The 11237-nt window shown below is 71.7% G+C and carries 11 protein-coding genes; 5 read left to right on the top strand and 6 right to left on the bottom strand.

The genetic code is table 11. The annotated features are described in order from the left end of the window. Positions 1-294 precede the first annotated feature (294 nt). The 4 genes from ACLF5H_RS23695 to ACLF5H_RS23680 form a co-directional block, all read right to left on the bottom strand. Positions 295-858 carry a hypothetical protein gene (locus ACLF5H_RS23695; protein WP_421678032.1) on the bottom strand — a complete coding sequence of 188 codons (564 nt, stop codon included), beginning with the start codon at positions 856-858 and terminating at the stop codon, positions 295-297. A gap of 62 nt (positions 859-920) precedes the next feature. Further along, positions 921-1343 (bottom strand): RidA family protein, encoded by a 423-nt coding sequence (locus ACLF5H_RS23690; RefSeq protein WP_421678031.1) that lies wholly within the window; start codon positions 1341-1343, stop codon positions 921-923. Positions 1344-1408: 65 nt separating this feature from the next. After that, the gene (locus ACLF5H_RS23685; RefSeq protein ID WP_421678030.1) at positions 1409-2170 is read right to left on the bottom strand and encodes an IclR family transcriptional regulator; all 762 of its coding nucleotides are present in this window, start codon (positions 2168-2170) and stop codon (positions 1409-1411) included. Beyond that, positions 2167-3186, bottom strand: a complete 1020-nt coding sequence (locus ACLF5H_RS23680; RefSeq protein ID WP_421678035.1) for a sugar kinase — start codon at positions 3184-3186, stop codon at positions 2167-2169. The genes ACLF5H_RS23685 and ACLF5H_RS23680 overlap by 4 nt, the downstream gene beginning before the upstream one ends. A gap of 167 nt (positions 3187-3353) precedes the next feature. Here ACLF5H_RS23680 and ACLF5H_RS23675 point away from each other — a divergent pair, with 167 nt between their 5' ends. Both ACLF5H_RS23675 and ACLF5H_RS23670 read left to right on the top strand, forming a co-directional pair. Next, positions 3354-4625 (top strand): alanine racemase, encoded by a 1272-nt coding sequence (locus tag ACLF5H_RS23675; RefSeq protein ID WP_421678029.1) that lies wholly within the window; start codon positions 3354-3356, stop codon positions 4623-4625. Between the two features lie 78 nt (positions 4626-4703). Next, entirely contained in the window at positions 4704-6353 is a 1650-nt protein-coding gene (locus tag ACLF5H_RS23670; RefSeq protein WP_421678028.1) for an N-acyl-D-amino-acid deacylase family protein, read from the top strand. A gap of 18 nt (positions 6354-6371) precedes the next feature. Here ACLF5H_RS23670 and ACLF5H_RS23665 read toward each other — a convergent pair whose 3' ends face one another. Then, complete coding sequence (locus ACLF5H_RS23665) at positions 6372-7244, bottom strand: S1 family peptidase (protein WP_421678027.1); 873 nt, start codon at positions 7242-7244, stop codon at positions 6372-6374. Between the two features lie 179 nt (positions 7245-7423). Further along, positions 7424-8095 (bottom strand): hypothetical protein, encoded by a 672-nt coding sequence (locus tag ACLF5H_RS23660; RefSeq protein WP_421678026.1) that lies wholly within the window; start codon positions 8093-8095, stop codon positions 7424-7426. Between the two features lie 125 nt (positions 8096-8220). Between ACLF5H_RS23660 and ACLF5H_RS23655 the strand changes: the two genes are divergently transcribed. From ACLF5H_RS23655 to ACLF5H_RS23645, 3 genes are all read left to right on the top strand, one after another. Continuing rightward, positions 8221-9432 carry a pyridoxal phosphate-dependent aminotransferase gene (locus ACLF5H_RS23655; RefSeq protein ID WP_159704500.1) on the top strand — a complete coding sequence of 404 codons (1212 nt, stop codon included), beginning with the start codon at positions 8221-8223 and terminating at the stop codon, positions 9430-9432. A gap of 117 nt (positions 9433-9549) precedes the next feature. Beyond that, positions 9550-9999, top strand: coding sequence for a hypothetical protein (locus ACLF5H_RS23650; protein ID WP_421678025.1), 450 nt, complete (start codon positions 9550-9552; stop codon positions 9997-9999). Between the two features lie 158 nt (positions 10000-10157). Next, a complete protein-coding gene (locus ACLF5H_RS23645; protein ID WP_421678024.1) occupies positions 10158-11234 on the top strand; it encodes a hypothetical protein in 1077 nt (358 codons plus the stop codon). Positions 11235-11237 lie beyond the last annotated feature (3 nt).

Below are 11237 nucleotides of genomic sequence, written 5' to 3'. Positions count from 1 at the left end.
GCACGCTGTTGAGTTCTCAAGGAACGGTCGCTTCCTTTGTACTCACCCTCTCGGGCTTTCCTCCGGGCTTCCCTTCGGTGTTTCCGACTCTATCAGATCTTTCCGATCCGATTTCCTCGGTGCCTTCCGGTTCTCGCTCTCGCGTTTCCCTTGCGGCGAACCAAACTTTATCAGAAGTTCTCGGGGGGTCTGACCGCCCTCCAGCGCCCCTCCGGCTCGGGCCGGTGGTGCTCGCCGGACGACCCCGACCAGCCGGCTCCTGGGGAGCCGGCTCGTGGAGAGCGAGGGGGGCGGTCAGTCGCCGTCTTCGAAGTAGGCGTCCAGGACCGCGTCCAGCTGGTCGTCCCATTCCTTGAAGCGGGAGCGGGACGCGGCCTCGATCTCGATCGGGTACCAGCGGCGGTCCGGGGTGTGCACCGTGATGGTGTAGCGCTTGCCGAAGCGGGGGGACTCCGACTCCACCGCGGCGATCTCGGCCCACTGGAACTCGCAGGCCTCCTCGTCCAGGCTGAGGCGGACGCCCTTGTGGTCGGCCTCTATCCTGGCGCGGCGGTCGGCGGCCTCGAAGACCGGGCCGTCGGCGGGGGCCGCGGGCTCGTCCTCGTCCGTGTCGCCTGCCGCGGCCTCCTCGGTGGCCTTCGGCTCCGACGGCTCGGCGGACTCGTCCGGCGCCTCGGCCTGCGGTTCCTTCGGCTCCCCCGGCTCCTCCTGCTTCGCCAAGGGCGTCGCCGGGGCCGTGATGCCCGGGATGAAGGCCGGGTCGAAGCCGGCGCCCGCGACGGGCTCGGCCTTCACCGCTTCCGCCTTCAACGCTTCGGTGTTCAACGGATTGCTGCCTGATCCTATGCGCTGCTCCACGGCGGCAGTATGGACGACTTCCCTGTGCCGGAACCAGTCAGCCCGCGCGTCGCGTCGGCGACTTAGGCCACTCCAGGGGAATCGAGCACGGCGAGCGCGTCGATCTCGATCAGCAGGCCGGGCGGAAGGCCGACGTAGACCGTCGTACGGGCGGCGGGCGGCTGGGTGAGGGCCTGGGCCTCGAAGTAGGCGTTGTAGAGGTCGTTCATCTCGGTGAAGTGGTCCACGTCCGTGAGGTAGACGCGGAGCATCATCACGTCGTCCCAGCCGGCGCCGCCCTCCTCCAGGATCGACCGGACGTTGTCGAGGGTCTGGAGCGTCTGCTCGCGCAGGGTGGGGCCGACCGGGGTCGGGGGCTTGCCCTCCTCCGCGGGCAGGAAGCCGACCTGACCGGCGACCTGGAGGATGTTGCCCTTGCGCACCCCGTGCGAGAACTTCGCGGGCGGGGTGGTGTGGGTCTTCGGGGTCAGGGCGATCTTGTCCATCGGCCAGTCCTTTACGGGCGTTACGAGCGGTACAGGTGTTACGGGTATTGCAGGTGTTACGGGTGTTACGGGTGCTCCGTCACCGGTGTTCTACCGGAGTACTCCGCGCTGATCGCGTCCGCCGTGCGGCGGACCAGCGGGAGGAGGGCGAGGAGTTCGTCGGCCGTGACGACCACGTTCGGGGCGGACACCGACATCGCGGCGGCCACCCGGCCCTCGGCACCGCGGATGGGGGCGGCGACGCAGTTGATGGACTCCTCGTGGCCGCCGAGGTCGGTCGCCCAGCCCTGTTCGCGGACCTTGGCCAGCTCCTGGAGGTAGGCGTCGGCGTTCGGGGTGGAACGGGGGGTGTACGAGGGGTAGTCGAGCTTCTCCGCGACGGCGCGGCGTTCGGGTTCGGGGAGGTCGGCGAGGAGGAGCTTCGCGACGGCGGCCACGGTGAGGGCGACCGGTCTGCCGATGCGGGAGTACATGCGCACCGGGTACCGGCTGTCGACCTTGTCGATGTAGAGGACCTCGGCGTCGTCGTACACGGCGAGGTGGACGGTGTGGCCGCACTGTTCGTTCAGCCGTACGAGATGGGGGTGGGCGATCTCGCGGACGTCCAGGTTCTCCATCGCCTCCTGGGCGAGGGCGAAGAGGCGGGCGCCGAGGCGGTAGCGGTGGTCGGACTGGCGGTAGACCAGACCGTGTTCGTGCAGGGTGCGCAGGAGGCGCAGGGCGGTGGACTTGTGGACGCCGAGGCGGTCGGCGACCCGGCCGAGGTCGGCGGGGCCCTCGGCGAGCAGCGGCAGGATGCTCAGGGCGCGGTCGACGGTCTGACTCATGGGGTGTTGGCCTCCTCGGGGGCCCACGCGGTCTGCGTCCAGCCGGGGGCGAGTCGCAGTCTTCCCCATGCGGCGTCGTCCAGGGCCGCGAGGTGGTCGGCGTGGGCGCGGGCGGGGGGCGGGGCGAGGTCGGTGGGGGTGGTGAGGGTGGCGGCGGCGAGGAGGTGGCCGTGGCGGAGGCGTTGGCGCGGGGGGAGGGCGCGGAGGGTGGCGGAGAGGTAGCCGGCGGCGAAGGAGTCTCCGGCGCCGATGGCCGATACGGCGGTGACGGTGGGGCTCGGCTCGAAAGTGCCGGGCATGTCCGTGGTTCGGGTCGGCTCGAAGGGGTCCGGTGCCTGTCGGCGGAAAGCCGTAGCTCCCCGCGCCCCCTGTTTCACCACCAGCGCCCCCGGCTCCCGCAGCACCCTTCTGATCGCCGCCGGTCCCCCTGTCACCCCCCACACCTCCGCCGCCTCGTCCTCCCCCACGAAGACGAGGTCCGCCCGGCGGGCCAGTTCCAGCAGGGTTCGGGCGGCGTTTTTTCCCCGCCACAGGGCCGGGCGGTGGTTGATGTCGAAGGAGATCAGGGGGCGGTCCGCGGCCGGGGCCGTCAGTCGGTGCAGGAGGGCGTGGCAGTCCGCCGACAGGGCCGCCGTGATCCCCGACAGATGCAGGATCCGGCAGTCCCGTACCGCGTTCATGTCCACGTTCGCCGGAGACATCGCCGATGCCGCCGAGCCCGCCCGGTAGTACGCCACCTCGTGCGCCCCCGAGCCCCGGTCCGCGGCCGTGCGGAAGTAGACACCGGTCGGGCGGGAGGGATCGCGGCGGACCGTCGAGACGTCCACGCCGTACTCCGCGATCCCCGCCACCACGCACTCCCCGAATCCGTCCGTGCCCACCCGGCTCACCCAGCGGGCCGAGTGGCCGAGCGCGGCCATCGCGCAGGCCACGTTGGACTCCGCACCGCCGGTGGCGCGGGAGAAGGTGGGCACGTCGGCCAGCGGGCCGGGGCGGGTGGGGATGAAGGTGACCATGGATTCGCCCAGCGCGACGATGTCCACTCCCGAAACCCCCAAGCGCCGGCGGTGTCACTCCGTTGACCCGTTGTCGGCGAGATGCTAGACAGCAGTGAGCACTGCATGCAATGAACGTTGCACAGGATGCAACGACAGGGGCGTGCGCCGGATGACGAAGGGCTCCCATGGACACCGAAGCGCTCGACCGGCTGGCCGAGGAACGGGTCGACCACCGCTTCAAGGGCCTCCCGCCGGGTGCCCGCGGTCTCAAGGTCGGAGAGCTGGCGGCTCAGCGGCGCAATCTGTTCGACGCGGACGGCGGCTTCACCACCCCCCTGCTCGTCCTGTCCGCCGAGCGCCTCGCGCACAACCTCGCGCTCATGGAGTCGTACACCGCACGGCACCGCCTGGCGTTCGCGCCGCACGGCAAGACCTCCATGGCGCCGCAGCTGTTCCGGCGCCAGATCGAGCACGGCGCCTGGGGGATCACCCTGGCCGTTCCCCATCAGGTGTACGTGGCGCGGGAGTTCGGCGTTCAGCGGATCTTCCTCGCCAATGAGCTGGTCGACGCCGCGGCCCTGCGCTGGCTCGCCGGTGAGCTCGCCGCGGACCCCGGTTTCCGCTTCGTCTGCTACGTCGACTCGGTGGGCGGTGTCGAGCTGATGGACGCGGCGCTCGCGGGGGCCGCCCGGCCGGTGGACGTGGTCGTGGAGCTGGGCGCGGGCGAGGGGGCCCGTACGGGTGTCCGTACGGCGGCGGACGCGCGGGCCGTCGCCGAGGCCGTCGGGCGGGCGCGGGCGCTGCGGCTCGTCGGGGTGGCGGGGTACGAGGCCCAGGTGCCGGACGCCGACCCGGAGCGGGTGCGCGCCTGGCTGGACCGACTCGTCGCGCTCGCCGTCGAGTTCGACCGGGACGGGCTCTTCGAGGGCGCCGACGAGATCGTCGTCAGCGCCGGGGGCAGCGAGTGGTTCGACGTCGTCGCCGCGGTCTTCGCCGAGCTGCCCGCGCTGTCGCTTCCCGTGCTCAAACTGCTGCGCTCCGGTGCGTACGTCTCGCACGACGATGTGCACTACAGCGAGCTGACCCCGTTCAACCGGGTGCCCGAGGAGGGCGCGCTGGAGCCCGCGTTCCGGCTGTGGGCGCAGGTGGTCTCGCGGCCCTCGGCGGCGGAGGCGTTCGTGAACGCGGGGAAGCGGGACGTCTCCTACGACCTCGATCTGCCGGTGGCGCGGGTGGTGCGCCGGGGCGGTGCCGAGCGGCCGGCGACCGGTGTCGAGGTGACCGCGCTGTCGGACCAGCATCTGTGGCTGCGCACCGGTGCCGACGCGGATCTCCGGGTGGGCGACTGGATCGGCTTTGGTCTCTCCCATCCGTGCACGGTCTTCGAGAAGTGGCAGCTCATCCCGGTCGCGGAGGCGGACGGCACGGTGGTCGACTACATCCGCACCTACTTCTAGGGCGCGGAAGCCGGAGCGGGAGAGCCACAGCGGTACAGCCGGAGCGGGAAAGCTTCTGGAGCGGTCGGGGAGGCCGGTATGGAAGACCTGGTCGTGCGGGACGCCGAGGTGGTCGACGGCAGCGGCGAGCCGTCGTACCGGGCCGATGTGGTCGTCGACGGCGGGCGGATCGTCTCCATCGTCAAGGAGGCCGCAGCGGCCGGTTGCCAACGGCCCCGGGCAGTGCGGGAGTTGGATGCCGAGGGGCTGGTCCTCTCCCCCGGGTTCATCGACATGCACGCCCACTCCGACCTCGCGCTGCTCCGCGACCCCGACCACAGCGCGAAGGCCGCGCAGGGGGTCACCCTGGAGGTGATCGGCCAGGACGGGCTGTCGTACGCGCCGGTGGACGAGCCGACGCTGGCTCAGGTGCGCCGGGCGATCGCCGGGTGGAACGGGTACGGCGAGGACATCGACTTCGACTGGCGCACGGTCGGGGAGTATCTCGACCGGCTGGACTCCGGGTTCGAGGGGTGCGGGATCGCCGTGAACGCCGCCTATCTGATCCCGCAGGGCACGGTCCGGGCGCTCGTCATGGGGTGGGAGGACCGGCCCGCGACCGCCGAAGAGCTGCGCCGGATGCGGGAGTTGGTGGCGCAAGGGCTGGAGCAGGGGGCCGTCGGGCTGTCCTCCGGGCTCACCTACACGCCCGGGATGTACGCCGACGACGCCGAACTGACCGAGCTGTGCCGGGTGGTGGCGTCGTACGGCGGCTACTACTGCCCGCATCACCGGTCCTACGGCGCCGGGGCGCTGGACGCCTACGCCGAGATGGTCGCGCTGGCCCGGGCGGCGCACTGCCCGCTGCATCTGGCGCACGCCACCATGAACTTCGGGGTGAACGAGGGGCGCGCCGATGAGCTGACGGCCCTGCTCGACCGGGCTCTGGACGCGGGCGCGGACATCACGTTCGACACGTACCCCTACACCCCCGGCTGCACCACCCTGGCCGCCCTGCTGCCGAGTTGGGCGAGCGAGGGCGGCCCGGCGGAGGTGCTGGCCCGGCTCGCGGACCCGGCGACGGCCGAGCGCGTCCGGCGGGAGCTGGAGGTGACCGGCTCGGACGGCTGCCACGGTGTGCCGGTGGCGTGGGAGACGGTCGAGGTCTCCGGGGTGGCCGACCCGGCACTCGGCGCGTACACGGGGCGCACCGTGCGGGAGTTGGCGGCGGAACAGGTGCGGTCGCCGTGGGAGGTCGCCCGGCGGCTGCTGATCGAGGACCGGCTCGGTACGACCGTCCTCCAGCATGTCGGCCACGAGGACAATGTGCGCGCCCTGATGCGCCACCGCGCCCACACCGGGGGCTCCGACGGCATCCTGCGGGGCGCGAAGCCGCACCCGCGGGCGTACGGCACCTTTCCGCGCTATCTCGGGCACTACGTACGGGAGTTGGGCGTGCTGTCGCTGGAGGAGTGCGTCGCCCGTCTCACCGCGCGGCCCGCGGCCCGGCTGCGGTTGCCGGACCGGGGCCTGGTGCGCGAGGGGTACCGGGCGGATCTGGTGCTGTTCGACCCGGGGACGGTCGCGCCCGGCGCCACGTTCGAGGCGCCCCGGACGCCCCCGGTGGGTATCCCGTACGTCCTGATCGACGGCCGCTTCGTCATCGAGGACGGCAGGCGGACGGACGTACTCGCGGGCCGGTCCGTCCGCCGGACGCCGACGCCGATGGCGACGCCGTTGCCGGGGTGAGCGCCGTACCCCCGTGCCTTACGGCTTGGGCAGGGTGCAGCCGGCCGCGCTGAGGTTCAGCTTGTTGCCGGTGGTGAAGCAGGCCGGGATCCCGTACGTCTCCTCGGCGTAGTTGGTGCCCTGGTGGACGGTGACGTTGCCGTTCGCGTCCACCTCGCACGGGTTGTTGACCGTGCAGCGCTGGCCGTCCTCGTTGCCCGTGTTGTTGACGGCGACGACCTTGCCGGTGCTGGTGTCGATGACCGGGGAGCCGGAGGTGCCGCCGATGGTGTTGCAGCTGGAGGTGTAGCGGATCGAGTCCTTCCAGGTCCAGTCGCCCTCCTTCAGCTGGTTGACGAAGCCGTCGATGCTGCAGCTGTAGGTCGTCTTCCAGTAGCCGGAGACGACCTTGATGGCGGTGCCCGCGGTCGGGTGGGTGTCGCTGAGGGTGAGCGGGCTGATCCCGTAGGAGCTCTTGATCTGCGCGTAGGTGGTGTTGAGGCGGTAGATCGTGATGTCCGTGTCGGTCATCGTGGAGTAGACGACCTGGTTGGCGCGCAGGGTGGCTATCTTGCTGCCGCTCGCGTTCAGCAGGCCGAAGGTACGGCTGGAGGACTGGCCGGTGATGACCTCGCCGGGATCCGGGAAGCCGGTCTCCAGGCAGTGGCCGTTGGACAGCACCAACGCCGGGTCGCTGTCGGCGGAGTTGGGGAAGCGGATCACCGAGCCGGAGCAGTCGCTGAGCGAGACGGTGCCGGCGAAGTTGACGGTGACGGCGGGTGTCTTCGCCTTGGGCGCCGGGGAGTCGGCGTGCGCGGCGGGTGCCGCGGTGAGTGGGGCGGCGACCGCGGGAGCCGCGCCCAGCCCGGCCAGGGCCAGGGCGGACAGCGCGGCGAGGAGAGGCTTGTTCATGTGGGGGTCCCCTCTTACGACGGCGGCGACCGGAGGGATTTCCGGTCGCCCGCTGTGTTGTCATGCGCATTCTCGGTGCAGCGAGGGGACGGGAACAAGAAGCCGGATCAGGTCGTAGGGGTTTCCCTGTGCGACGCCTGTGATCAACTCTCTTGATTCCCGGATGATTTGAGGTCCGGTCAGTGGCGGTGCGTGTCGGGGCCGTGGCCCCTGCCGCCGGGTGCGAGGTACGGGTGGGCGTGGTGGCGGCGGTCAGCGCCGGTCGTCGTGGGTGGTGGGGCGGTGGCGGGTGCCGGGCGGAGGCTGGTGGCCTTGTCGCCCGCGACCGGGGCGGCGGCGGACGCGGACTCCGGTGACTTCGCTGGCGTCGAGCCGGGCATCGGATCGATCGCCGAGGGGGCCGCCGAGGCCGGGGCACCGGCCGCGCCCACGCTCACCGTGGCGTCGGCGCGGCCGCCCTCCTTGTGCCGGAACCCGGCCGGGGCGCCCGAACCCGTCACGGCGGCCATCAGCGCGACCGCCCCGGCGACGGCCGTGAGCCGCCGTCGGCCGTCCCGGCGCCGCCGCTCCCGCCGACGGCGTTCGGCTAGATCGGAAGACTCGGCCGTCCCGGCGCCGCTGCTCCCGCCGACGGCGTTCGGCTCGGCCTGCGCCGAGGGACGGCGACGGGCCGACACCCGTACCGGGCGGACCGCGGCCGAGGGGCGCGCCGACCCCCGCCGCCCCCGCTCCCCCCGGATCCCTCCAGATCCCTCCGGATCCCCGGCGCCCCGGCCCGGGTCCGGTGACGCCGCCGCCCCCGCGCCGGGCGCGCCGGGCGCCTCCGGCTCGTACTCCCGTTCGCTGGACACGGCAGCGGATTCCAGGGAGACGCGGCGGCGACCCGGTGGCCGTAAGGGCAATCCGGGGCAAAACCCCGTCTCGCGTGGCGGAAAACACCACCCATGAGCGGCCATGGCGTCCTAAGCTCACGCGTATGCAGGTGATCCAGTCGACCAAGCTCGCCAATGTCTGTTACGAGATCCGGGGCCCGGTTCTCGAGGAGGCCATGCGGCTGGAGGCGGCGGGACACCGCATCCTCAAGCTCAATACGGGCAACCCCGCGGCGTTCGGCTTCGAGTGCCCGCCGGAGATCCTGGAGGACATCCTCCGCAATGTCTCCACGGCCCACGGGTACGGCGACGCCAAGGGGCTGCTGGCCGCCCGGCGCGCGGTCGTCATGCACAACCAGACCCTCGGCATCGACACGGACGTCGAGCACGTCTTCATCGGCAACGGCGTCTCCGAGCTGATCGTGATGGCGATGCAGGGCCTGCTGGACGACGGCGACGAGGTCCTCGTACCGGCGCCGGACTACCCACTGTGGACGGCCGCGGTCTCCCTGTCCGGCGGCACTCCGGTGCACTACCGCTGCGACGAGCAGTCCGACTGGATGCCCGACCTCGCCGACATCGAGCGCAAGGTCAGCGACCGCACCAAGGCGATCGTCATCATCAACCCGAACAACCCCACGGGCGCGGTCTACGACGAGGCCATGCTCAAGGGGCTGACGGACATCGCCCGCCGCCACAATCTGCTGGTCTGCTCCGACGAGATCTACGACAAGATCCTGTACGACGGCGCCACGCACACCCCGACCGCCAAGATCGCCCCCGATCTGCTGACGCTGACCTTCAACGGCATGTCGAAGGCGTACCGGGTGGCCGGGTACCGGGTGGGCTGGATGTCGATCTCCGGCCCGCGCGCCCACGCCGACTCCTATATCGAGGGCCTGACGATCCTGGCGAACATGCGGCTGTGCGCCAACATGCCGGGGCAGCACGGAGTGGTCGCCGCGCTCAGCGGGCGCCAGACGATCCAGGACCTGGTGCTGCCGGGCGGCCGGCTGAAGGAGCAGATGGACACGGCGTACGAGCTGCTGACGCAGATCCCGGGCGTGAGCTGTGTCCGGCCGAAGGGCGCGCTGTACCTCTTCCCGCGGCTCGACCCGCAGGTGTTCAAGATCCGGGACGACCGGCAGATGGTCCTCGATCTGCTGCGCCAGGAGAAGATCATGGTGGTGCAGGGCACGGGCTTCAACTGGCCCGAGCCGGACCACTTCCGCGTGGTCACCCTGCCGAGCGTCGGGGATCTCAAGGACGCGGTGACGCGGATCGGGACCTTCCTGGACGGCTACGGGCAGCCGTAGCCGGGGGCGTCGCCGTACGGCGGTCCGTAGTCGACGGGCTTCAATCCGTGACCCGACTCAACTTTAGACGAAATCCAAGCTAGGATGGTTTCCTGTCAGAGCACAGGAGGCCGTCCCATGTACGAACCGATCCGCACCAAGTCGGTCCACAGCACGATGGCCGGCACCTCCGACTTCCCCCACCGGTCGCGCGAGGAGGAGCTGGACATCCAGCTCGCCGGGCATCTGTCGGCGCTGCTCGCGGTCACCGACGAGCTGCGTGCGCAGGCCCCCTCGGCCGATCTGGACGCGGCCGCGGACCGGCTGGTCGCGCAGGTGTGCCGGCTGCGCGGCGGCAAGCCGCCGCGGGCAATGCCGGGTGCCGCCCCCGGGGATCCGGCGGCCCTGCACCGCCGCCCCGGGGATCCGGCGGCCCTGCACCGCCGCGCCCACGCCCTGGCCGGGCGCGCCCTGGTGGTCGCCGCGTCCCGCGCGGACACCGCGGTGGCGATCCTGGCCGCCGAGCGGATGGACGCCCACACGGCCGCGCTGGCCGCCGACCCGAGGGAACTCACCACCACCGGCTGATCCCCGGGCACCCCTGATCGGCCCCGGTCCGCGCGCACCCGCAGCGACGCGCGGACCGGGTGCCCCAGCTCGCGCGTTGCAGTGCCGGGGCCGACCCGTCACCCCGTGTTCACCGGCCGCGCCGGGGAATGTGGGGTTCCGGGAGGACGCTCGCCCGCGTGAAACGAATCGCGGGAATCGTCCTCGCGGTGCTGCTCATCGGTGGCGTGGTGGCCGCCGTCGTAGCGGGCCGGCACGGGGAGGACAAGGGCACGGCAACGAAGACCGTGCGTGGAGTGATCGGTTCGGAGAAGGCGGACTTCTTCGCCGATCCCGAAGTGGTGAAGGCCCTCGCCGCCAAGGGCTACACCGTGAAGGCCGACACCTCGGGGTCCTGGGCCATGGACGGACTGGACCTGAAGGGCGACGACTTCGCCTTTCCGTCCAGCCAGGCGCCCGCCGACCAGCTGGCGCGGAAGTACCACGCGCAGGAGCCGCTGCCGCGGCCCTTCTACTCGCCGCTGGTGGTCGTGGCGCACCGCAGCGCGGCCGAGGTGCTGGCCGCGAACGGGCTGGCCGTGCTGGACGGCGCGCACCGCGGCACCCTGAAGATGTCCGCCTATCTCGACGCCGCCCGGCACAACCGGACCTGGCAGCAGCTCAAGGGGGCGTCCGCGCACGGGGAGTTGAGCGGGACGCTGTACATCACCAGCACCGATCCCGAGTCCTCCAACTCCGGTGCCCTGTACCTCGCCGCCGCCTCCTACGTCGCCAACGGCGGCAAGGTCGTGGCGGGCGACGCCGACATCGAACGCACCGCTCCCCTGCTGCACCAGCTGGTCAGCGTCCAGGGCGCCCAGCAGTCCAGCTCGGACGGGGTGTTCCGGGACTTCATCACCGGCGTGGGCAACCCGCTGGTCCTCGTGTACGAGTCGCAGGTGGCGGCGCTGCTCGAACAGGAGCACAGCGCGGACGACCTGGTGGTCCTGTACCCGGACACCACGGTCAACAGCGACCACACCGTCGTACCGCTGGACGCGGCCGGGCGGGCGTTCGGGGAGCTGCTGAGCACCGATCCGACGCTGCGGATGCTCGCCGTACGGCACGGGTTCCGGCCGCAGGGCGACACCACCGAGTTCCTCGGGCAGACGTCCCGCCTCACCGCCTATCTCAACCAGAAGCTCACCGGCGTCCGGCAGGCGCCCGTGCCCACCTCCCCGGTGCTGCACGAGATGGCCCGCCGGGCCCGCGGATGACGG

The sequence above is a fragment of the Streptomyces sp. LaBMicrA B280 genome, assembly GCF_049222185.1.
Classification (GTDB): domain Bacteria; phylum Actinomycetota; class Actinomycetes; order Streptomycetales; family Streptomycetaceae; genus Streptomyces; species Streptomyces murinus.
The sequence above is the reverse complement of the archived record's forward strand: the minus strand, read 5'-3'. Positions and strand labels throughout refer to the sequence as shown.

Excerpts from the sequence above, each read along its gene's own strand:
- ACLF5H_RS23690 (WP_421678031.1), bottom strand. The coding sequence starts at position 1,343 with ATGGACAAGATCGCCCTGACCCCGAAGACCCACACCACCCCGCCCGCG.
- ACLF5H_RS23685 (WP_421678030.1), bottom strand. The coding sequence starts at position 2,170 with ATGAGTCAGACCGTCGACCGCGCCCTGAGCATCCTGCCGCTGCTCGCC.
- ACLF5H_RS23680 (WP_421678035.1), bottom strand. The coding sequence starts at position 3,186 with ATGGTCACCTTCATCCCCACCCGCCCCGGCCCGCTGGCCGACGTGCCC.
- ACLF5H_RS23675 (WP_421678029.1), top strand. The coding sequence starts at position 3,354 with ATGGACACCGAAGCGCTCGACCGGCTGGCCGAGGAACGGGTCGACCAC.
- ACLF5H_RS23670 (WP_421678028.1), top strand. The coding sequence starts at position 4,704 with ATGGAAGACCTGGTCGTGCGGGACGCCGAGGTGGTCGACGGCAGCGGC.
- ACLF5H_RS23665 (WP_421678027.1), bottom strand. The coding sequence starts at position 7,244 with ATGAACAAGCCTCTCCTCGCCGCGCTGTCCGCCCTGGCCCTGGCCGGG.
- ACLF5H_RS23655 (WP_159704500.1), top strand. The coding sequence starts at position 8,221 with ATGCAGGTGATCCAGTCGACCAAGCTCGCCAATGTCTGTTACGAGATC.
- ACLF5H_RS23650 (WP_421678025.1), top strand. The coding sequence starts at position 9,550 with ATGTACGAACCGATCCGCACCAAGTCGGTCCACAGCACGATGGCCGGC.